Source organism: Pontibacter litorisediminis (assembly GCF_029360645.1).
Taxonomy (GTDB): domain Bacteria; phylum Bacteroidota; class Bacteroidia; order Cytophagales; family Hymenobacteraceae; genus Pontibacter; species Pontibacter litorisediminis.
This window is the reverse complement of sequence record NZ_JARDUA010000002.1, coordinates 1-20982: the sequence shown is the minus strand read 5'-3', so window position 1 is coordinate 20982 and position 20982 is coordinate 1. Positions and strand designations below refer to the sequence as shown.

General features: G+C 51.6%; 15 protein-coding genes. 11 read left to right on the top strand and 4 right to left on the bottom strand.

What is annotated here, in order from left to right:
• Window positions 1-20 precede the first annotated feature (20 nt).
• Both PXG97_RS06395 and PXG97_RS06390 read left to right on the top strand, forming a co-directional pair.
• Complete coding sequence (locus tag PXG97_RS06395) at window positions 21-689, top strand: gluconate 2-dehydrogenase subunit 3 family protein (protein WP_276496916.1); 669 nt, start codon at window positions 21-23, stop codon at window positions 687-689.
• A gap of 56 nt (window positions 690-745) precedes the next feature.
• Entirely contained in the window at window positions 746-1516 is a 771-nt protein-coding gene (locus tag PXG97_RS06390) for a 3-keto-disaccharide hydrolase (protein ID WP_276496915.1), read from the top strand.
• A gap of 419 nt (window positions 1517-1935) precedes the next feature.
• Here the strand turns inward: PXG97_RS06390 and PXG97_RS06385 are convergent, their stop codons facing one another.
• Entirely contained in the window at window positions 1936-2886 is a 951-nt protein-coding gene (locus PXG97_RS06385; RefSeq protein WP_276496914.1) for an NmrA/HSCARG family protein, read from the bottom strand.
• Window positions 2887-3446: 560 nt separating this feature from the next.
• Between PXG97_RS06385 and PXG97_RS06380 the strand changes: the two genes are divergently transcribed.
• Together PXG97_RS06380 and PXG97_RS06375 are read left to right on the top strand one after the other, a co-directional pair.
• Window positions 3447-4733, top strand: a complete 1287-nt coding sequence (locus PXG97_RS06380) for a DUF5690 family protein (protein WP_276496913.1) — start codon at window positions 3447-3449, stop codon at window positions 4731-4733.
• A 244-nt stretch (window positions 4734-4977) separates the two neighbouring features.
• Entirely contained in the window at window positions 4978-5352 is a 375-nt protein-coding gene (locus PXG97_RS06375) for a DUF202 domain-containing protein (RefSeq protein WP_276496912.1), read from the top strand.
• A 306-nt stretch (window positions 5353-5658) separates the two neighbouring features.
• Here PXG97_RS06375 and PXG97_RS06370 read toward each other — a convergent pair whose 3' ends face one another.
• The 3 genes from PXG97_RS06370 to PXG97_RS06360 all read right to left on the bottom strand — a co-directional run bounded on the left by PXG97_RS06370 (window position 5659) and on the right by PXG97_RS06360 (window position 8611).
• Complete coding sequence (locus PXG97_RS06370; protein WP_276496911.1) at window positions 5659-6264, bottom strand: ankyrin repeat domain-containing protein; 606 nt, start codon at window positions 6262-6264, stop codon at window positions 5659-5661.
• A gap of 59 nt (window positions 6265-6323) precedes the next feature.
• Window positions 6324-7682, bottom strand: coding sequence for an amidohydrolase family protein (locus PXG97_RS06365; protein ID WP_276496910.1), 1359 nt, complete (start codon window positions 7680-7682; stop codon window positions 6324-6326).
• A gap of 80 nt (window positions 7683-7762) precedes the next feature.
• Window positions 7763-8611, bottom strand: coding sequence for an AraC family transcriptional regulator (locus tag PXG97_RS06360; RefSeq protein WP_276496909.1), 849 nt, complete (start codon window positions 8609-8611; stop codon window positions 7763-7765).
• Between the two features lie 693 nt (window positions 8612-9304).
• Between PXG97_RS06360 and PXG97_RS06355 the strand changes: the two genes are divergently transcribed.
• The 7 genes from PXG97_RS06355 to PXG97_RS06325 all read left to right on the top strand — a co-directional run bounded on the left by PXG97_RS06355 (window position 9305) and on the right by PXG97_RS06325 (window position 19909).
• Complete coding sequence (locus tag PXG97_RS06355) at window positions 9305-10657, top strand: hypothetical protein (protein WP_276496908.1); 1353 nt, start codon at window positions 9305-9307, stop codon at window positions 10655-10657.
• Window positions 10658-10662: 5 nt separating this feature from the next.
• The gene (locus PXG97_RS06350) at window positions 10663-11076 is read left to right on the top strand and encodes a hypothetical protein (RefSeq protein ID WP_276496907.1); all 414 of its coding nucleotides are present in this window, start codon (window positions 10663-10665) and stop codon (window positions 11074-11076) included.
• 2 nt (window positions 11077-11078) lie between these two features.
• Entirely contained in the window at window positions 11079-12530 is a 1452-nt protein-coding gene (locus tag PXG97_RS06345) for a hypothetical protein (RefSeq protein WP_276496906.1), read from the top strand.
• Window positions 12531-13051: 521 nt separating this feature from the next.
• Window positions 13052-16516: an acetate and sugar kinases/Hsc70/actin family protein gene (locus PXG97_RS06340; RefSeq protein WP_276496905.1), complete on the top strand. Its 3465-nt coding sequence runs from the start codon at window positions 13052-13054 to the stop codon at window positions 16514-16516.
• Between the two features lie 210 nt (window positions 16517-16726).
• Window positions 16727-17488 (top strand): hypothetical protein, encoded by a 762-nt coding sequence (locus tag PXG97_RS06335; protein ID WP_276496904.1) that lies wholly within the window; start codon window positions 16727-16729, stop codon window positions 17486-17488.
• 8 nt (window positions 17489-17496) lie between these two features.
• On the top strand, window positions 17497-19242 hold the full coding sequence (locus PXG97_RS06330) for a hypothetical protein (RefSeq protein WP_276496903.1): 1746 nt from the start codon (window positions 17497-17499) through the stop codon (window positions 19240-19242).
• Window positions 19243-19252: 10 nt separating this feature from the next.
• On the top strand, window positions 19253-19909 hold the full coding sequence (locus tag PXG97_RS06325) for an OmpA family protein (protein WP_276496902.1): 657 nt from the start codon (window positions 19253-19255) through the stop codon (window positions 19907-19909).
• Window positions 19910-20982 lie beyond the last annotated feature (1073 nt).

Sequence of the window (20982 nt, the reverse complement as noted above, 5' to 3'; positions counted from 1 at the left end):
TTACGATTTAAATCATCAAAATGGATAGAAGAGAATCATTCAAAGCAATCGTGTTAGGTGCTGTTTCTTCGGCGATGCTCCTGGAATCCTGCGACACCAAAACCGAGGAGCATGTGGCCGAAGTTATCAAGGAGCCTAGCGGGGAAGCCGGGCGCATGTCAGAGGAGGTGGCGCGCCTGAAAGAGGTAACATCCAAGACCTTTTTCACAGGGCATGAGATGGCTACCATTACCCTGCTGGCCAATATTATCATTCCGGAAGATGAAGTGAGCGGGAATGCAGCCGAGGCGGGTGTACCGGAATTTATAGAATTCATTGTCAAAGACAAGCCGGAGTTCCAGACACCCATGCGCAGTGGCCTGAAATGGCTCGATATACAAAGTATGAACCGGTTTGAAAAAGCTTTTATAGAGTGTGAAGAAAAGCAACAACTGCAACTGGTGGATGCCATTGCTTACCCGGAAAAAGCGGCACCTGAAATGAAAAAAGGCGTTGCCTTCTTTAGCCTCATGCGTAACCTGACCGCCACCGGCTTCTTTACCTCTGAAATGGGAGTGAAGGATTTAGGATATGAAGGAAACCGCCCGAACCTGTGGAAAGGTGTGCCAGATGAGGTTTTGAAAGAATACAACCTGGCCTACACGGAAAAGGAGTTGCGGGAGTGCGTGCGGTATGATGAGCTTGCTTAATAGACCAGTGCCTTGATTAGAAAGTATTCAAAACATATATCATCGTTTTTCCAGATATGAAGTATAAACTACTCTTTACCGCAATTTTAACCACTACGCTAATGGCAGCGCAGGCGCAGCAAAAAGCAAAACCGGAAGACACCGAGGTATGGGAACCCGTTCCCAAGGAGGTGCAGCCTGGGCAGGTACACCTGCAAGCTCCCTCAGACGCTATCCATCTGTTTGACGGGAAAAACCTGGATCAGTGGGTAGCGACGCAGGACAGGGCCAAGCCTGCCGGGTGGACTGTTGTCAATGGGGTGATGACTGTGAACAAGCAGGCCGGCAACATTGAGACGAAAAAGACTTTTACCGATTACCAGTTGCACATTGAATGGCGCATACCGGAGAACATTAACCTGGAGGGGCAAGCGCGGGGAAATAGCGGTATTTTCCTGGCATCAACGGGGAAAGGGGACGAGGGGTACGAGCTGCAGGTGCTGGACTCCTATCAGAACAAGACCTACGTGAACGGTATGGCAGGCAGCATCTACAAACAGTTTGTGCCCTTAGCAAACCCGGCCAAGAAACCCGGTGAATGGCAGAGTTATGATGTATTCTGGAAGGCACCGGTGTTTGAAGCCGATGGCTCCTTAAAGTCTCCGGCAAGGGTAACGGTCCTGTTTAACGGAGTGCTCGTGCAAAACAATGTGGAGTTGCTCGGGCCTACCCAGTACATCGGCAAGCCTACCTATAAGGCACATGGTGCAAGTCCTATCAAGTTACAGGCACATGGGGACAAAAGCGAGCCCATCAGCTTTCGTAATATCTGGATAAGGGAGCTGTAATTGCCCAATGGCTGTAATAAACTGTGGCCATGTGCTGTCGTAACATACATGTCCTTTTAAGTTTATTAGGTTTGATGAAAACGAACGGATCCAACCTGTCAAGCTCACCCTGGAAGGCGTGGCGCCACAACGTGTGAAGTACTAGCTGTGTATGCCAACGGAAGGTTGGCTCTGCTTCCCTCTAATCTATAGGGAGACCGGAAACAACTGCTTATAGGGACCCGCTTTTTAGTGAGCTGCTAGGCTCAGGCACTATGCCGAAAAACTGGATATTGGTAGTGTAGAAAGTGGCTTCCTGTATAAATGAACAAAGCAATTCTTAAACCTGAGTTAGAAAACAAAGCACTTTTCTATCATAGCATGTGAAAACCTGCTGCTTAAACCTTTAAGAAAGACTAAAAATGGGGGTTAACTGCGATTTACTCCATAGGGATTCGCTTTCCATTTTCAGCTAGCCAGGAGTTGAATGATTTCAGCTCAGGATTTAGCTCTCTTGAAAACTTAACGTTACGCACACTGTTGCAGACCTGGTCGAAATCACGGTAGAACTGAAACATGTTGCCCAGGTCGTCTGCTCCAGGAAAACCGAACCCCCGATAAGTCTCGGGCGAGATGCTGTTATAAGTTATCTCCTTCCCTAATGCTTTCGTCATGGCTTGTGCCATTTCCTGGCCAGTAAGCTGATCGCCTGCCACACCCACGGTTTTACCAATCATTTCTTTGCCACGTTTAAAAATGCCATAGGCACATTTTCCTATGTCTTCAGAAGCAATGCCAGCCATCTTTTTATCTCCCATCGGTAAAGTAAGATAATATTTTCCGTCGTCTCCTTTTTTAGGCCCCATCCCAAAGTAGATGAAGTTATCCCAATAGAACGAAGCACGAAGGAAAGTGGTAGGTACTTCCAAATCAGTAAAGAAATGATCCGCTTCGCCTTTCGCATCAAAGTGAGGTACTTTATACTTTTCCTGCAGGGTAGGCATCCGGTCATCATCCAGCGGCACCCATTTGCGGGTATCTTCCAGCGTAGACCAAATTACATGTTCTAACCCTGCTTCTTTAGCAGCTTCGGCCAAACTTTTAGCCTCTTCATATTCCTTTTCAGGAGTGAAATGTGCCCAGAAGAAGGTAACAAAGTATGCTCCATAAGCACCGTCCAGTGCCCGTTTCATACTTTCTTTAACGTCAATATCTGCTGTTACTACTTCTGCACCCATAGCTGCAAGTTCTTTCGCTTTGTCTGAGTCAGAGTTTCTGGTAACGGCACGAACCGCAAACTCACTGTTGCTGTCTTGTAATATTGCCCGTGCAACCCCGCCGCCTTGAGCCCCGGTTGCCCCAAGCACTGTGATGATCTTTTTCGCAAGCATAGAAATACGTTGTTGAATTTGTAGTATAAGTATAGCCTGTTATACTTACAAAAGGCTTAGTGGGGTGAGGCCAAAAGGGAAAACTCCGTAACCAACTATTATACTTAGTCGGAACAGCTATATTAGAAAGCAGTGTTAAACCTGTTAGTAAGTCAAGCTACTAGATAAATGAATGAACAGCTTAGTATACGTCTGAATTGATAATGTTACAAAGCGTGTTTTGGGCAACTCTATTTAAAGCAAGCGAGGGAGCATAGGGCAGCCTTTACTCATGCTGATTATGACAAGGAGCCAAGGCACAGCTTCACTAGCTTGCCTGTTCTTTCAGCAGCTTATAAGGGTCTGTTGAAGTTAGCAGTGAGTGTTCTGCTGGTGTTTGCGGTAGGTTTGCTCTTTTTCAAAACTACAAGAATTAGTGTAAAATGAGCCATAGTCCAGTGAATGGCTGTTTCCAAGAAACCCACAACAATTATTACCCGCCGCCATAAAAGTCCCATCGCTATTTGCTACATTACCAGGGTAAAAAAGGAAAGTATTACCCTGTAGATGAGGTATAAAGCATGTCAACAATAACTGGAAAGGGCAGCAACACGGTAAAGGTTGGGCTCTATGCGGCTGTCGTGGTCTTTTTAGCCTACACTATGATCTTTGGCTTCAGGAAGTCTTTCACCGTGGCTACTTTTGATGGCATGGAGGTGGCCGGTTACAGCTACAAAACGCTTCTGGTCATCAGCCAGGTGCTCGGCTATCTGCTGGCCAAGTTCTATGGCATCAAGTTTATCTCAGAGCTTAAACGAACTGGCAGGGGGAGCGTGATTCTCATCCTGACGGGCATTGCTTGGGTGAGCTGGCTGTTCTTTGCCCTGGTGCCGCCTCCTTTCAACATCGCTTTTCTGTTCATCAACGGGTTCCCGCTAGGTATGCTTTGGGGAGTGGTTTTCTCTTACGTGGAGGGCAGGAAAAGTACCGACTTTATTGGAGCGACGCTCGCGGTGAGTTTTATCTTCGCCTCCGGGTTTGTCAAGTCCGTTGGTGCCTGGCTGATGGTGCAGTTTGGGGTGTCTGAATTTTGGGTGCCCTTCTGTACCGGTTTGGTCTTTGCCCTGCCGCTGATGCTCTTTGTGTTTCTCATGGAGCGGATCCCGCCCCCCAGCGAAGAAGATATTCGATTAAGAGCAGAGCGTGCCCCCATGACCGCAGGAGACCGGAAGCGCTTCGTGCAGGAATTTTATGTCGGTATAGCGGCTTGTGTACTCATTTACTGCTTTGCAACCATTTTCCGGGATATCCGCGATAACTTCGGCGCCGAAATGTGGAAAGAGATGGGTTATTTCAGTCAGCCGGCTATTTTCTCAAAAACAGAGATCCCCATCACCCTGATCATCCTTGTTCTGATCGGCAGTATGGTGTTCATCAAGAACAACTATAAGGCCTTGCAGACGGCCCATATCATTATTCTGATCGGCTTCACCGTCGCCGGCGCTTCGACCATGCTCTACGCCACGAAGGCAATAGAGCCATTCTGGTGGATGATGCTGGTTGGGCTGGGCCTGTACATGGTCTACATCCCCTTCAACGCAGTGTTCTTCGATAGGCTGATCTCCACCTTCAGGTATACCGGAAATGTGGGTTTCCTGATTTACCTGGCCGATTCGTTTGGCTATGTTGGTAGCGTTGGGGTTCTATTCAGCAAAGAGGTCTTCAGGGTGCAACTGAACTGGGTCACCTTCTTCTCCAACAGCGTGATCGGCCTGTCTGCGATCGGTATTCTGCTGACAGCTTTCTCCATGGTATACTTCGGGAGGAAATACGCCAGGCTTCATTCCAAGGAACTAACTCCTGCCTGAATAATTGAAACAGAAGAGCCATGTAGGAGGACATGAAGCGGGTTGGAACTACACCCTACGCATGGGGCTTTATCCAGCGCCTTTATTCTGCCCCGCACAACCGACCCCATCCTGCGAAGCGTTCCGCCAAAGCGGAGCTTAACCTTCCTGAGGCCGGAACCTCCTACTGTTGGCTGTTTGCTCTGGGACTAGCCAAACGATTCTACGTGTTTTACCTTTCGACTCCGGTCCCGTATAGGCGTCTATGAAACTACGGGAAATACTTTCTAAAAAGCTCAGGAAAAGGGACAAGGCAGTGATAAAGCTTCAGGAGCAACAGAATCTGGAGATAAGCGATAGCCTGGCCATGGACCGTACCAAACTGGCCAACGAGCGCACGCTCTTGGCTTATATGCGCACTGCCATGGGCATGGTGCTGGCCGGCCTTACCTTTATTAAGCTTTTCGGGGACGATTTGTTGTACTGGGGAGTGGGGATTGCCTCTGTTCCTATGGGACTAGCGATTGCCCTGTTTGGGTATAGCAGGTTCAAGCGGAAAAAGCAACAGGTGGCAGCGCGTGCGCGTGCCTATGTTCCTACCAGCGAAGTGCGCGCCAAAGCTACAGTGGCCGAGCAGTGAGCCTTCAGTTTCTACAGGAGACAACTCAACCCGGAGCTGCAGGTTGAGGTACGCTTTTTCCAGCACACGTCCCTGCTTGTTTTTGGCACCCTTAAATTTACGCTGCTGTAGGTGGGGCAACAGCAACAAGTACGCCTACTGGTATCCAATGTACTATACTTAGTGCAAGTACTTAAAGCTACGTGAACCCGGGAACCAAGCATATATTCTGACTATAGTCCGTCCTTGCTGCAATAGTCGCAAGGCGCTTGTGTTACAGGTAGAAATGAGACCGGAGAACCTGACTTTTAAAAGGCCCTGATACCATCAAAAGGAGGCTTTTTCGAGCACGTTTGCTATCTCAGTATAGCCCCTTTCCCTAGCATGCTGCAACGCGGTGACGCCGTCTTTATCAGGAATGTTGATGTCGCAGCCGGCGTCAACCAGCGTCTGCACCAGCTCTACGTAGGTCTGGCTGCCGTCTCCCAGCACGACGGCTTCCATCAAGGCTGTCCAACCCAGGCGGTTAACGTGGTCGATGGGGAAGCCTTCGGTGTTGGCCAGCAGCTTTACTACTTCCAGGTGGCCCCGCTCGCAGGCCGGAATCAGGGCGCTGCCGTGGTAACGGTTAAACACATCAAAACGGGCGCCATGCTGCAGGTACAATTCCACCAACGAAGTATGCCCAGCGGCCCCGGCGTATAGGAATGGGCTGTCTTTGATGGCATCCTGCTGGTTTACGTCAGCCCCATGTGCCACCAGCAGCTCCGCCATTTTCAGGTCGTTGTTATGCGTGGCTAGCAGCAGCAGGGACCTTTTCTGGTGATCGGTGGCATTGACATTGGCACCATTTGCCAAGGCCGTGGACACTTTATCAAGCTTTCTGCCTACAACGGCTTTAACAACGGTATCTTGTGCGGTTTGCGTGCGCATAGTAGTTTCAGGCTGGCAAGCGGTAAGAAGAAAAATGCAAAGCTTTAAAAAGTACGAGTTCATACAGCAGGGTGGTGGAAGACGATTTTTCCTTGGTGGATCAGCGATGTGACAGGAGAGATACGGGATACGGCTTCTGCCGAGCAACTGGCATCTACCAGCACCATGTCGGCCGTGTCGCCTGCTTGTGGCCACTGGCGCTTGCCCTCATCGCTTAGCGGCAGGACGTTGTGGGTAGCCAGTCTCAGGCAACGGGAGAGTTCAAATTCGGTGGAGTAGCCGTATAGTTGCGCCATCAGGTTGGCTTTCTGCAACACGCTGCCCGAGCCGAAGGTATTCCAGTGGTCGATAATGGAGTCGTTGCCGGTGCGCACATCCACGCCATACTTGTAAAGTGTCGGGATGGGCATGATCATACTTCCAAAGGGGATGGTTGAGACAACACCGACCTGCGCAGCGGCCAGTTTCTCGGCTACCTCCTCCAGCTGAGGGTTCTCTAACCTGGCCAATACAAAGGCGTGGCTGATGAAGGTTTTCCCTTTCAGGACGGGGTTCTCATTTACCTGGTCGATCAGGTACTCTACGGTGCGTAACCCGGGTTTGCCGCCCTCGTGCAGGTGTATGTCAATTCCTTTGTTATGATCGAGAGCCAGTTGCACTACAAAGTCTATACTTTTCTCCACATCCCCGTCGATGGCATGGGGATCCAGCCCGCCAATGAAGTCGATGCCCATGGTGGCGGCCTCTTTCATCAGCGCCTCGGTGTTGGAGCGGAAGAGGCCGTGCTGCGGAAAGGCGACCAGCTCTGCGCCAAGGCTATCCTTTTTGTTCTCCAGGGCCTGCTGCAGGTTTTTCAGGGAGTCGAGCTTGGAGGTGGGCTCGATGTTGACGTGGCTCCTGGCAAAGTTGGAGCCTTTCGACTGCAACAGCTCGATGAGCTTCTCGGCCCGCTCGGTAGAGGTTTTCAGCATTTCCGGAAGCACCTGCTGCTCAAAGGCGATCATATCCTGCACGGTGCGGTTTTTCCGGCGGCGGGCCTGCCACGGGCCACCGTAGAAAGTCTTATCCAGGTGGATGTGCATGTCCTTAAAGGCGGGCAGCAGCAGGTGCCCCTGGGCATCTATGGCCTTGGCAGCTGGGTTGTTAGGCAAAATGGCTTTTATCTTTCCTTCGCTCAGCTCGATGGTAAACAACTCGGTTTTGGTGCCGATTACTTCTCCTTCTTCGTAGGTAAAGCTTGTTTCGAGGCTGACGTTTTTGAGGGTGAGGGCCTTGCCAGCAGCAGTTGCAGCGCTCTGCCCAGAAGCTTCTGAAGTGCCGGCTGCCAGTATACTGTTGCACCCCATCAGGCTGCTGCCAGCCAGCAACATGGAGGAGTTGATGATAAAGTCTTTTCGGGTAATGCGTTGTGCAGCCATACTTGTTGCATTTATACTTGCAAAAGTAGTCCTTGTTATACTTCAGGCAGATGCAGGATTCCTGCCAAAACTTGTGAATTTTATAACTGACTTCGGAAAGATCGTGGCGAAACCCCTGTATGGGCCTTAAAGAAATTAGAAAAATAAGCCAGGTCGCTGAAGCCAAGTTCAAAGGCAATTTCCTTCACCGTCATCTCAGAGGCCAGCAGGAGCCGCTTGGCTTCCAGGGTAGTACGGGTCTGGATGAGGTGGGTAGCTGAGACCTGCAGGTGCTTTTTGCAAAGAATGTTCAGGTAGTTGGCTGAAATATGCAGCTGGTCGGCATAAAAGGCCACCGTCTTGTGCTCTTTATAGTATAGATCCACCAGGTTGTGGTATTTCAGCAGGGCAGGGGCGGCGCGATAGGCTGTCAGGTCCTCATACTTGCTTTCGGCCACGCGGCTAATGAGCTGGGCCACCAGTTGGCACCGTAGGTTGAGGACGCCCCAGTGAACGGGCCTCATACTTAGCTCGCCCCGTATGGATTGAAACTCGTATCGCAACTGCCGAAAGACCTCCTCGGAGAGGCTGAGGACGGGGTGTTTCTGGTAAAGCGTAAACGAAAATTCCAGGGAGGCTGAGAAGGTCTCAAACAAAGGCCGACTGATCATCAGTTGGTAAGCCAGAGTGCTTTCGTCCAGCTCCCAGCGGTGTACATGGCCTGGCAGCAACAGGTGTAGCTGGTACCTGCCTACGGGGTATTCCTGAAAGTCTATGGTGTGGGTGCCACTCCCTTGCTCAACCAAGAGCAGAATAAAGAAGTCGTGCTTGTGGGGCTTTGCAATGCTCCTTTCCCCACGGAGCTCGTGATACTGCAGGTTCGCCTCCGACTGCAGGTTCGGCAGAAATTCTTGTATACCAAGTATGGGAAAATGGTCTCTCTCGCCCATTAGGGTAAAGTATTAAGTGTAACGCTCACCACAGTAATAAATTCTAGAAAGAATAAGTATGGCACAACCACCACCTTAAAACTCCGCAGACGCCAATTTCGTGCCTTATATATAATCTATACTTTGGTTTTGGAAGCATGAAGTATAGTTGATACTGGTTGAAGTACCTAATCCAAATGCTCAGGGAATGACCCTGGACCTTTGCGTTGAAGTGGCTTTGGGTAAAGCTGGTGAAGCTGCTAACCATAGACTATCGCCGCAGTCAAGTTACACCTCTCCCTTACTTCCGCTTTCTATCAGGATGTAGATGCTTTCCACAGGCAGTGAGCTTTGCCAGGAGAGCCCGAATGCTTGTTTTGCAATGCCACGCCGCTGGCCCATACCTTATGAAGAGCCTTGTCCGTTTAAATTCAGGGGAAGAGCGCTGAACAGCGGGTAGAGGTGAGCAGATGGGAAACACAAACTTATGTTTTTAGGATCGTTCCTTGGTGTGAGGGGCAAATGCAACGAAGAAGTATAGGGCAAGAATAAAAATGACTGCTTAACAATTTCAGGGCTGCCTGTATCTATCCTTCTTCTATATCGTTATATGTCTATGCTTTTAAAAGAATCCAAATTTTTATAGGTGTCTGGCGATGTCCTGTAAGCAAAATGCACTTTCTCATTTTAACGCCTAATTGTTAGAGCCTAAGTATGTTGATAAAAAAGATCAAAGGGAACCTCCTTGTGCTGCTGTTTTGCTGCGGTCTGCTACTGTGCGGATGCTTTAAAAAGCAGAACAAGGAAGCGGAAGACGAGCCGGAAATAACAGCCAGTAAGGGAGAAAGCAAGCAATCCGACGCACCTGCCCGGACGGCAGCAGCCGCTACTCCCGAAAAAGTAGACGTCCATGTGTATTTGGAGATTTCAAACGGCATGAAAGGTTTTATGCCAGCCGTAGCAGCCGGCGAAGAAGCCACCGCGTTCCAGAACAACCTGCTAAACCTGATCTCGGAAGTGCAAGATGGACGCTATGTAGCTAAGAAAAGCTACTTCTTGGCCAAGGAAGATGCCAGAAGCCAGCCAGTGCTGGACAGTGTCTCATACAATACGATGAAAAGCTACATCGTTAGTGGTATCAGGGATGATGTGCGCGGCACACCGCTTCCGGCCATGCTGAAAGCGGCGCTGCAAAAGTCTGTTGACCAGGGGGCGGTGAGCATCATCATCTCGGATTTTATATATGGACCCAGTGACCAGGGACAGTTTATCTCACTGGACGCCGATATCAGGAGCAGCCTGCGTGAGGCCGAGCACCAAGGGTTGGCCATTGCGATACTTGGAAACGCATCAGCGTTTTATGGCACCTACCACCCGGCTGTGAAAAAGCCCGAGGTAAGCAGGAAATTGAACGGGGAGGAGATTCCCTATTATATCTGGATAATCGGAAAGCAGGGGGAAGTGCAGGTGGTGACAAACAAGGTGCTGCGCAACCTACCGCAGCAGCAGGCGTACTTCGGGTTCGAGTATGAGGCGGTACCCTTTTCTGTTCTACTGAAGGAGCGGGAGTTCAGGCCGGCAGGTATCGTGTACTGCAGCAGCCGTAATGCCGACCCTTGCACAGAAGTGAACCTGCAGCCCGAAAAGCAGGAGCCGGTAGAATTTACTGTGGGACTGGATTTGAGCAGTTTGCCGTTGTCGATGCAGCGCACAGATTACCTGAAGCGCAACTTGAAGGTAAGCAGTAGGGGTAGCAGGGCAAGTGTGCTATCGGTTACGGCGGCTGATGAAAGCATAAAGGCCACACCGGACCTGGCCAGGTATAGCCATTTTGTGCGGATACGGGTATCAGAGCTAACTGCTAGCTCCGGCTCCATAACGCTGGGGCTACCGCAGGTAACGCCGGCCTGGATCAATGCTTGGTCTTCCGAAAACGACAACAATCCAGCGGCGGAACCAAAGAAAACATACCAGCTTACGAAAATCATAGACGGCATTCAGGCACTCTACCGCGACCAGAGCGACTTCGTATTTAAGGCAACCGTACAATTTAACAAAGCAGACTAACACGTATGATTCAACGTTTCTTTTCCGGGCTCTACGAGCTGGTGCTGGGTCGCCCTATCCCCGCCAACTTCACCAACGACTACCGCGAGGTGGTGTTCCCGAACACAGGGCTGATGCTCTTCATCATCACGCTGGCCATGGTGGTGGTGTACTATTACGTGCTGAACCGCATGATGAGCACAGGCCTGTACAAGACGCAGCATTGGGTAATGTTCCTGGTCCTGAACGCGATCATCGCCTTCATCATCCCGGTAATGCAGGTAAGCGGCAACGACATTGAGACCCACTCCTATACTTACATGTTCGCCTTTGTGAACGTGGTGTATAGCCTTATACTTTTCTTCGTTTTCTCCATACTACTCAAAAAGGGCTCCGTGCAGGCATGGACAACCCCGATGAAGTGGCCTAATAAAAAATAACTATGGCAAAGCTTTTTGTATTCGGAATCGGAGGCACCGGCTCCCGCGTGATCCGCTCACTGGTCATGCTTATGGCGGCAGGTGTCCGGGTTCAGAACTGCGATAAAATCGTACCGATCATCATCGATCCCGACACGCAGAATGGTGACATGAACCGCACAGTGGAGTTGCTCAAGACTTATAAGCACATCCACGACGCCCTAGGCCGCCGCGAAGAGGGGTTCTTCCACACTGATATCAGCACGCTCTCCAGCATAGCCGGCGACGGCACTTCCAAGATCCGCGACAGCTTTGTGTATGATTTCGGCGGGATCAACAAACCATTCAAAGACCACGTGGGCTATAACCAGCTGGATGTGGAGAGCCAGGCGTTGATTGACTTGCTGTTTACACCGGAGAACCTGAACAACAGCCTGGACGTGGGCTTCCGTGGCAGTCCGAATGTGGGAAGCGTGGTACTAAACGAGATCATCGACTCCCCGGAAATGCGCTTCTTTGCGTCTAACTTCCAGCCCGGCGACCGGATCTTCTTTGTAAGCTCCATCTTTGGCGGCACGGGCGCGGCCGGCTTCCCGCTGCTGCTCAAGAACTTTAAGGATGCACGTACTTCGCTGCCAAACGCTGCTAGTTTGAACGCTGCCCTGACAGGGGCCATGGTGGTGTTGCCCTACTTTTCGCTGGAGCAGCCAGCCGCGGGCGTAGAAGCGGATTTTATCGACTCCAACACCTTTACTACGAAGGCAAAGGACGCCCTGTCGTACTACCAGCACCACCTGAACGGGGTGAACGCGGTCTACTACATGGGCGACACCCCGGACAAGCCGATGGAAAATAACCCGGGCCGCGCCAGTCAGAAAAACGATGCGCATTTGGTGGAACTGCTGAGTGCTTTGGCTATTGTGGATTTCATGGATTACTCGGATGATGAACTATCCGGCAGCGAAGTGTACCACGAGTATGGCCTGCGTGAGGATGTGAGCCATGTACAGTTTTCGCACCTGGACAGTGAGACCCGCGACCGCATTGCCAGGCAGCTGATACGCTTCCATTACTTTGAGCGCTACTACACAACACACCTGCCCGGCGATGCGCAGGCGGCCTATGCCAAGGGCGTGGACCTGCAGGGGGCTATCCGAAATGAGCCGGTGTTCCGGGAGCTGAACAAGTTCCTGACAAACCCGGAGTTCGGTTACCAGGCGTGGCTGCGCGAACTTGGCCGCAAGGAAAGAACGTTTGCTGCGCTGGACCTGAACGAGACGGACTTCAACCGCATGGTGTCGGACAAGCAAGTAGAGACGGGCTTCCTGAACAAAGGCATCCACCAGGGGGCTTTCGTGAAGGAGCTTAACCGCGCCTCCGAGTCCATTCCCGACCGTGACGCTCTCAAAGCCACTATCAAAGCTTTTGAAACAGCCACGGAAAGGCTGGTAGAGGAGAAGCTGAAGTATAGTTAACAGGAATTGTCCCCTTTAGGGAACCACAGGGGTGTAATCATTCGGGAGCTTTGCTGCGAGTTAAAGTATAAGATTTACAACCGTACTTAACACCCCTATAGTCCCCTCAAGGGACAATCCGGTACTTCTTTTAAAGCTGTACTTAAAGATTTGAAAAGCATCAAAAGGAAGAGGATCCTACGACTATATACTTACACATTGCTCTTCCGGATTTGCAATCCGGAAGCTTCTAATACCAGGATTTATAATCCGACCTACGTTATGTTAGGCAACGGTAAAAGTATAAAGCGGATTACAAATCCGAAAGTGTAGTAGGCAGAGAAGATAAGCTGCAGTTGATAAAGAAAGATAATTCAGCACTGATGTTTATGGATGTGTGGGAATAGTAGGGCTTACTGGTTCTTGCCCACAAGATCCTTTCAGGGTGACAAAAGGGTTGAGAAAGGTGCTTATTAAGTGACAATACTATAGAAGCAGTTTCAGTTACTGCTTTACAAAGTAATACTATAAAAGAAACAAACATGCCGAAAGTACTTCGTCTTCATAAAACCGGTTCTAATGTGGAAGGCTGGGCTAAGACCAGCCAGATCACCAGCACTGAGATTAAAGATATCACTGATGGCGCCGGTGGACGTGCCCTGAAGATTAGCGCCTCCATACCGACGCCCTTTGCCCGCATGCACCTGTTCGAAACCGCCTTCGATTTTGTAAAGCGCGGTGTGGCAGGCAACAGCACCAACACCATTTACCATAAGTTCGTTACGCACTTCTGGGACCTGTGGGAGCTGCTCTACAACCAGCAGAGCTACGCGCAAGCCGGCAACAAGATCATCATCCGCCGCTGGAACAAGCACCAGCAGCTGGGGGCCATGCAGGCTAACCCGAACACGAGCTTGCTGGGCCGTACGCTGGAGCTGTTTATGAACGACAGCCGTTTTCAGGGCATAGAGGATATCTTCCTGATCTTCTTCGAATCTACTAACAGCCGTGGCGACCGCCACATGCAGCTGATTGGCGGCACTTCGCCGCTGACCTTCCTGTTTGTGGCGCCTAACGTGCAGCCGCTAAGTATAAATCGCGCCCAGAACATCGGCACTTACTTTGATCATAATTTTGTGTCGCTGGAGCATCGTGAGGCCGATTTCAGGGAGTATGTGCACAAGCTGTTTGTGTCGAACCCTGCCATGATCCAAGCGTTCCCTGCCGTGTATAATGCGCTGGACGAGAATTTGCTGCGAAGTATAAATATGGCGGGTGCGGTTGGCCAAGGCGCCATTGCCTCACAGTACCTGCAGCTCGTGGATTTCCAGCAGAACCCGGTGCACGTCGGCCACATCAATTTCCTGGTAAAAAAGGACCAGACTGCCGTAACCAGCAGCGACCTGTTCATCCGCCCGACCCACACCGGCTTTACCGGCGACCGGCCAATCGTGCTGAAGCCCGACTTGCGCCTGGCTCCCAACATCAAGTATGTCAACAACCTGGCCTGGCCTACAAATACCGTGGTGGGGTATGCGGATGAGAAACCACTGGAGAACCGTTCACTTCCGGGCGTGGGATTTAACTACCCATACCTGACGATCAACGACCTGCTGCAGGAAACGCTGGTGCAGGTGCCGTACGAGGTGAACACCGACCGCTTCTTTAGCGGCACGGTGGTATACCAGCCGGGGGTAACGGACAAGTCTTTCAACTACCTGCTGCCGATCACACCTTTATATTTTGATTTCTTCTCGCCGGAGGATCTGGCCAACCATCTGACCTTCCACATCGACGTGAACCACGTGCGGGTAACGCTGAACGTGCCGACTGAGAAAGGCAATGTGGTATACGAGCGCAGCTATTACGATAACCCGCTGAACTCGAAGGATGCGCACGGCAATGTGATTCCGGAGAAAGGCCATATCCTTAAATCCAGGATCGGGCTGGGTGTGTTTCCGTTCTACAAGTTCACGGACGCAGTGCAGTACAACGACTTCTATAAGGTGATGCTGGTGGATGAGGACATCGATTCGCTGCTGGTAAACAGGAACCACTCGCTCAGCTTCTTTGTGGACGGCAAGCAGTTGGAAGCAGGTGGCGGTATTACTTCTGCTACAGCACACAGGCGGACCAAGAAGAGCAACAGCAGTGCGGGCAGCACCTATTACGAGATCCGGGGCACGCACTTCGATTTTGCCGAGTTAACGCATACCGGTGTGGACTTCACCGGTAAGGCGCTCATTGTTCCGAAGTTTCAGGAGGTGCAGCAGGGCATCCACAACTTTACCTTTGCCGTGGACTTCGGCACCTCCAACACCCACATTGCCTATACATCGGGCGCTAACCAGCCGCCGCGCGAGTTCTCCATCACAGCCAACGATCAGCAACTGGTAATGCTGAACAAGCCATCGGACGATCCTTCACTGACAGATTACCAGCGTTTCCACAAGCGCGGTTTTGGTCGTCTGTTTGCCGTGGAAACCTTGCTGAAACGTGAGTTTTTACCTTTGATCATCGGCTCCGGAGGCTCGTTGTATAACTTCCCAACCAGAACGGCTACCTGCGAGGTGATTGATTTCGAGAACCAGATAACCAACCTGTTCGGCAACATCAACATTGGTTTTTCCATAAACACCGAAGGCACACACCAGGACCAGTATAAGCAGACGTACCATACCAACCTGAAGTGGAGCGAGACCCTTACCAATGCCGGCAAGCGCCGCATCGAGGCCTTCTTCACCGAAATCATGCTCCTGATCAGGAACAAGGTGGTGCTGAACCATGGCAATGTGGGTAGCACGAAGATAGTGTGGTTTGCGCCGCTGAGCTTTGATGAGTACTCGCGCAACATGTTCCAGAACGTTTGGGACAGTGTGTACGACAGCGTTTTCAAGAACGGCAGAACCACGGTATGCATCACCGAATCGGTGGCGCCTTTTTACTTCCTGTCCAGAACCGGGGCCGTGGTGCCAAGCCAGGACGAGAACCTGATCAACGTAGACATTGGCGGTGGTACGACAGATGTGCTGCTTTTCACTAACCGTAGGCCTTCGCACAGCTCGTCTTTCCGCTTTGCCGGAAACGATTTGTGGGGCGATGGCTTTGCCACGGTGAAAACCCAAAAAGACAATGGCCTGCTGCAGTATGGGGTAGACCACGTGCTGCGCATTCCGCTTACGGAGGAAGGCCGTGAGTACCGTAAGTTCCTGGAAACGGCCTTGGACAACCCGGACTTCAACTCCGCCGACATCAGCTCACTATTGTTCAGCTACGATAAGGAGCTAAACTACAGTTCGCAGCTGCTGCAGGCGCGCCAGCTGCGTTTGATGTTCTACCTGCACTTTGGGGCGCTGATGTACCACCTGGCGCAGCTGGTGCAGCAACTGGATGTGAAGGTGCCGCGTTACATCTCCTTCAGCGGCCGGGGCAGTTTATACATCAGGCTGCTAAGTGCTGGTAACAACCTGTCTAATGTGGAGCGTTATGCCAAGGCTATTTTCCAGAGGGTGACGGGGCAGGAGCCGCCCGCTAACTTTAAGCTGGTGTTGGTAGATAATCCGAAGCAGGTAACGGCCAACGGCGGAGCCATGGCACTGGAAGGAACCGATCTGAACGACCTGACCAATATTCCGATCATGCGGCCAACCGGCTCTGCCAATCCGGAGGATGCCCTGACCCCGGTAACCAAAACCCAGATAACGGGCGAGCTGCGTCAGGAGGTGATGGACAATGTGATGAACTGCCTGGAGATGTTGCTCGACGATCCGGATATCTCACCGCTGATGCGCTCTATGGGCGTGGAAGTAGACCCCATGCGGGTGCTGGAGTTTATGCGAAACAACATACAGGACAGCTACACCATGATTCTGGAAGATACCCTGCGTGGGCTGACAGACCGGGAGCCGCTGCATGAGACCATGTTCTTCATGCCGCTCAAGCAGTCGTTGTACCTGCTGTCAAAGGAGCTGTACAGGCAGCAGTCGCAGGTAAGCGCTATTTCCTAAGTGGGTTGGGCCAGTGTCTTCTGTAAATGGAGAAATCATCAGCACATTTCTCTCTTATCAGAGCGGCTGAGGCTGCCTGTAAATCTACATGAATACTATCTCTGATTTAGAATCTATCATCGACTCATGAATACAGTAGCAGTTATTATAAGTATTATAGCGCTGATTGGCGCTGGCTTCGCTTTTATCAGGGCAATCAGTGCTTACAACATGCTTACCAAGCGAATCAACAAGCTGAATGACAAGAACAGCGAATTGGAGGCCCGCCTCAGAAGACTGGAGGGAAACGCCAGCCGGGGCAACAGGTCGGCAGGCGAGCCAGGCGAGGGCGGCAGGCAAAGGAAGCAACGACAGGAGCAACAACCGGAGCAGCGCCAGAAGCAGAAAGAGCGACAGCAGTCCTCCCCGGCCGAAGAAGTTGCCGACCAGCAGCAGCCAAAGCGCAGAAAAGAGAAAGACAGGCGCAGGAGAAATGAGCCGATGGAGCGGGCTAACCCGGAAGAACGGGAGAAGGTAGAACCAGCCTCTGCCTCTAATGCAGTGCGTATGGAGTTTGTTGGCGGTGATCTGCTGGATGAACTGGAGCAACAGGCAGCTGGGACTACGCCACCGCCGGTGCAGCCGGAGGCCCTGCCAGAAGTGGAGCCACTGGACTCCGGAACGCGTTTTGCCATCATCCCGGAGGACGGGGTGATACGGCAGCACCAGTTACAGCAGCGCCCTGATTCCGACAGCTATATTGAAATGGATATGCCCGCCGACGGCAGTAACACCACCCGCTATCGCTTTAATCTGGCTGGCAATCATGCCTTTGTGATTTCTCAAGGCATAGACAGGCTGGAGAACGCTTTTGCCTTCGAGAAGCCATCGAACCGTATGGTGAGCCGGGTGGTGCTACAGGGTGATGGCATTCTGACCAAAGTGAACAACGGCTGGAGAATACAGGAAAAAGCACGCATAGATTTCAGATAATCCCTTAGATGGAAGGCATTTTTATTTTAGAGGCTGTCCTCATCCTGATCATACTTGGCTACCAACTGTACGTGTACAAGGGTAACAAACAAAAGATCAGAAGTATAGCCGAACTATACCCTTCCGAGGAAAAGCTAAGTATACGGGAGCAGCTGCTGGACGATGGAAGTACAAGGCCTGGAGCGGTGGCACCTGACGCTAAGTTATGGGAGGCTGTACTTGCCGGCAAACCCTTTAGGGAGTATACTCCCTCTAACCCGGTAGTAAAGCGTGTGGTGGCTACAGATGGTAACATGCTACAGATAACGGCAAAAGGAGGCCCGGTTGACAGTTACAGCATAGTGCGCGAGAAACTGGAAAAGCTTTTTAACGGCGGCAACCTGCACCCGGTGGAAGGCGATCCGGATGCGCTGATCACCACCGTGGCCTCAGGTGGGAGAGGAGCCGCCACCATCGACCTGATAGAGGTACAGCAGCCTTCCGATACCTTCAGCAACATCATCCGCAGTACCAACCAATACCTAAGACGCAACAAAGGCGCGGCGGCAGACTTCGACATCCTGAAGGATGTCTCGGAGCGCTATGCCGAGGCCATGGACGTGGAGGTGCAGTCCACTATTGCCACGCCACTGTACATCGGCCTGCTGGGTACTTTCTCCGGAGTAATCATTGGCTTGTCGAGCCTGATTTGGTCTGGTCTGGGAGGGGAGGAGGCTAGCGCTTTCATTACCGATCAAAACATTCCCTCTTTCCTTTTCGGGGTGCTGATCGCCATGTCGGGCAGCTTCCTGGGGCTACTGCTGACACTGCTGGGAAACAATGCCCTGAAAAACGCCCGCAGCCAGCGCGACCGCAACAAGAATGCCTATTACACTTTTCTGCAGACTAACCTGCTTCCCAAGCTTAACTCCGATATGGCTGCCAGCCTGGGCAACCTCAAATCAGTGCTCGACTCCTTCAACAAGGATTTCCTGAACAAGGTGCTGGGCTTCCGGCCGATCGTGGATACCCTGACAGAGAACATCAGCACTCAAAAGGAATTTATAGAGAAGCTGGATAAGATCGGGTTTACCCAAATGGCCAATGCCAACCTACAGGTATTCGATAAGATGAAGGAGAGTGAGCAGCTGTTCAAAAACTTCATGCAGTACCAGGTGGCCCTGAACGATTCGGTGCAGAAGGGGGCGGAACTGACGCACACGATCAGCGAGGTGCTGAGCCGGCTGAACAGCCTGCAGGAGGGCTTTGACAAAGTGCCAGGCTACCTGCAGAAGCACGACGAATCCATTCAGCGGCAGGTGAACTTCTTTGGGCAGCACGAGCAGGATCTGCGCAACATCGGGGCCCGCGTGGAGCAGTATTTTGACAAGGCCGCCCTGCGCCTGACCGACCTGATGGAGGCACGCCTGCAGCACCAGGAGCGGGATGCCCAGGTTGCTTACGAGAAGTGGCAGGAGCATTTCCGCAGGCTCAACGAGGACAATATTTACCAGCGCATACTGGACTACATGCAGCCCTTTCAGAACCTTAGTCAGCGGCAGGACAACCTAAACGCCACGCAGCAGCAACTCTCTGGTGATATCCGGCAGACAAACGAGCGCCTGCTGCAGAAGCTTGAGGCGGATACCGCGATACAGCAGCAATTGCTACAGCAATTGCAGACCCTGAACGCGCACATGGCCAGAAGTATGGAACCGGGGCCAATAAAAGTCGCTTTTGACAAGCTTTTCGGGGGCGGGCAGAACAGGAGATAAAGAATAGAGTATGAGCAAGGAAAGCCGAGACTTCTTCTGGCCCAGCTATGTAGACCTGATGACGGTGCTCTTCCTGGTGATGCTGGTGCTGTTTGTGCTCAGCTTTAAGCTGTTCATGGACAAAGACCTGGAAAATCGCGACAACATTGCCCGCCTGCAGGTAGAGGTGCAGGAAAAGCGCAAGCTAGACGAGATAAAAGCTGCCCTCGCCCGCCTCGACGATGAGTACTTTCAGTACAACGAGCAGTATAAGCGGCACGAACTGCTGGTGGATGTGCTGTTTGAGCAAAGCAGTGCCGAAATTCCGAAGCGAGCGCGTGCACCCCTCCGCAAAGCAGGCGAGAACCTGAGCCAGGTTATCAACTCCATTGAAGACAAAGATGTTAAGTACCTTATCGTAATTGATGGCCGTGCGGCCAGCTTTCCCAAGGGCGATCCCCGCAACGTGTCGCAGCGGGAGTATGCGCTGCAGTTGAGTTATGAACGCGCCCTGGCCCTGCTCGACTTTTGGCAAAGCCAAGGCATCAATTTCCCCAGAGATAGGGTGGAGCTGATAGCCGCAGGCAGCGGTTTTGAAGGGGCCGGCCGGAAAGGGGATATCCGCGACCGGCGCTTCGTTATCCAGATTCTGCCCAAGGTGGGTACTTTGGAAGCGAAAGGTAGGTAGTACAGCAAAAATGGCCGGAGCATTACTTGGGCAGTTCAGACTTCCTTGGGCAGCCTGCTCAGGGGGCTATCTTGCCCATGAGCAGGTAGAATAGGCCCAGTAACAGGCTTGAATACGTGTTCATTAGCAGGAACAAGGGGCCGCGCCCATGGATACCCATTTTCTCTGCACGACCTTGTTCCCGTGTCCGGACCGCAAGGCTACCTTTGTACAGGAATGAATGACGTTTGACTTTTGCTTGGGTGTGGCTGGAGGAGATAACAAGTGTGGTGTGATCAGCATCTTAACCACGCCGCTCTTTGGAGAGTATTACCCTACTGTTAAAATGCTAATGACAGGCTGAGTAGTAATGATAAAGGCCGGCTTTTCATTTTATTTGCCCTAATGCGGCTTTTAAAGGTAAAGCTGTGAGGTAGGGAGCGTCAATGAGCGCAGCAGTATTCAGCGTATAAGAAGCTTTATCTTGTCTTCTTGAGCCAAGCCAGTAGGTTGTCGAGCAGAGGAAAATCTGGTCACAACATGAGATGCTTTTTTGGAGCTCGCCTCAAGCAGGCATAAAACCTAAAAATATTTTACAAGTTTACCACTTGCTGCATAGGTAGTTGCGCTGTCATTGGCCTCAATTCTACGGAGGAGCAAGAAAAATCTATTTGCCTGCCCTTTTAAATCAAAATATAATTTCTACCTTTGCATCCGCTTCCACGCCAGGGGGCGGCCGGCCGGAGGGGCCGGGAAAAAAGTTTTTAGAAAGTGCTTGCGGGACAAAAAAAGGTGCTTACCTTTGCAGCCCGCTTGAAGCGGAAGCCTTCGGAAGGAAGTTCGGGAGGGAAAGAGAGAAAAAAAAGTTGCGCCAGAGTTTGGAAGTTACGTCAGGACTTCGGACCTTTGCAGCCCGCCACGAGGCAAACGGCCTTCGGGAGCGGGGAAGACAAGAGACACGGACCCTCGGGGTCACAAGCGGAGAGAGTAGCTCTCTGACAAAGTTCTTTGAGAGATTGCCTGAGACAGAAAATGAAAGATTAAGGTTCTCCTCCCCTCCGGGGGAGGAAAGGAGCCCGGGGTCGGACAGACAC

What these genes read in the sequence shown, in the direction of transcription:
- PXG97_RS06395 (WP_276496916.1), top strand. Translation starts at nt 21, where the DNA reads ATGGATAGAAGAGAATCATTCAAAGCAATCGTGTTAGGTGCTGTTTCT.
- PXG97_RS06390 (WP_276496915.1), top strand. Translation starts at nt 746, where the DNA reads ATGAAGTATAAACTACTCTTTACCGCAATTTTAACCACTACGCTAATG.
- PXG97_RS06385 (WP_276496914.1), bottom strand. Translation starts at nt 2,886, where the DNA reads ATGCTTGCGAAAAAGATCATCACAGTGCTTGGGGCAACCGGGGCTCAA.
- PXG97_RS06380 (WP_276496913.1), top strand. Translation starts at nt 3,447, where the DNA reads ATGTCAACAATAACTGGAAAGGGCAGCAACACGGTAAAGGTTGGGCTC.
- PXG97_RS06375 (WP_276496912.1), top strand. Translation starts at nt 4,978, where the DNA reads ATGAAACTACGGGAAATACTTTCTAAAAAGCTCAGGAAAAGGGACAAG.
- PXG97_RS06370 (WP_276496911.1), bottom strand. Translation starts at nt 6,264, where the DNA reads ATGCGCACGCAAACCGCACAAGATACCGTTGTTAAAGCCGTTGTAGGC.
- PXG97_RS06365 (WP_276496910.1), bottom strand. Translation starts at nt 7,682, where the DNA reads ATGGCTGCACAACGCATTACCCGAAAAGACTTTATCATCAACTCCTCC.
- PXG97_RS06360 (WP_276496909.1), bottom strand. Translation starts at nt 8,611, where the DNA reads ATGGGCGAGAGAGACCATTTTCCCATACTTGGTATACAAGAATTTCTG.
- PXG97_RS06355 (WP_276496908.1), top strand. Translation starts at nt 9,305, where the DNA reads ATGTTGATAAAAAAGATCAAAGGGAACCTCCTTGTGCTGCTGTTTTGC.
- PXG97_RS06350 (WP_276496907.1), top strand. Translation starts at nt 10,663, where the DNA reads ATGATTCAACGTTTCTTTTCCGGGCTCTACGAGCTGGTGCTGGGTCGC.
- PXG97_RS06345 (WP_276496906.1), top strand. Translation starts at nt 11,079, where the DNA reads ATGGCAAAGCTTTTTGTATTCGGAATCGGAGGCACCGGCTCCCGCGTG.
- PXG97_RS06340 (WP_276496905.1), top strand. Translation starts at nt 13,052, where the DNA reads ATGCCGAAAGTACTTCGTCTTCATAAAACCGGTTCTAATGTGGAAGGC.
- PXG97_RS06335 (WP_276496904.1), top strand. Translation starts at nt 16,727, where the DNA reads ATGCTTACCAAGCGAATCAACAAGCTGAATGACAAGAACAGCGAATTG.
- PXG97_RS06330 (WP_276496903.1), top strand. Translation starts at nt 17,497, where the DNA reads ATGGAAGGCATTTTTATTTTAGAGGCTGTCCTCATCCTGATCATACTT.
- PXG97_RS06325 (WP_276496902.1), top strand. Translation starts at nt 19,253, where the DNA reads ATGAGCAAGGAAAGCCGAGACTTCTTCTGGCCCAGCTATGTAGACCTG.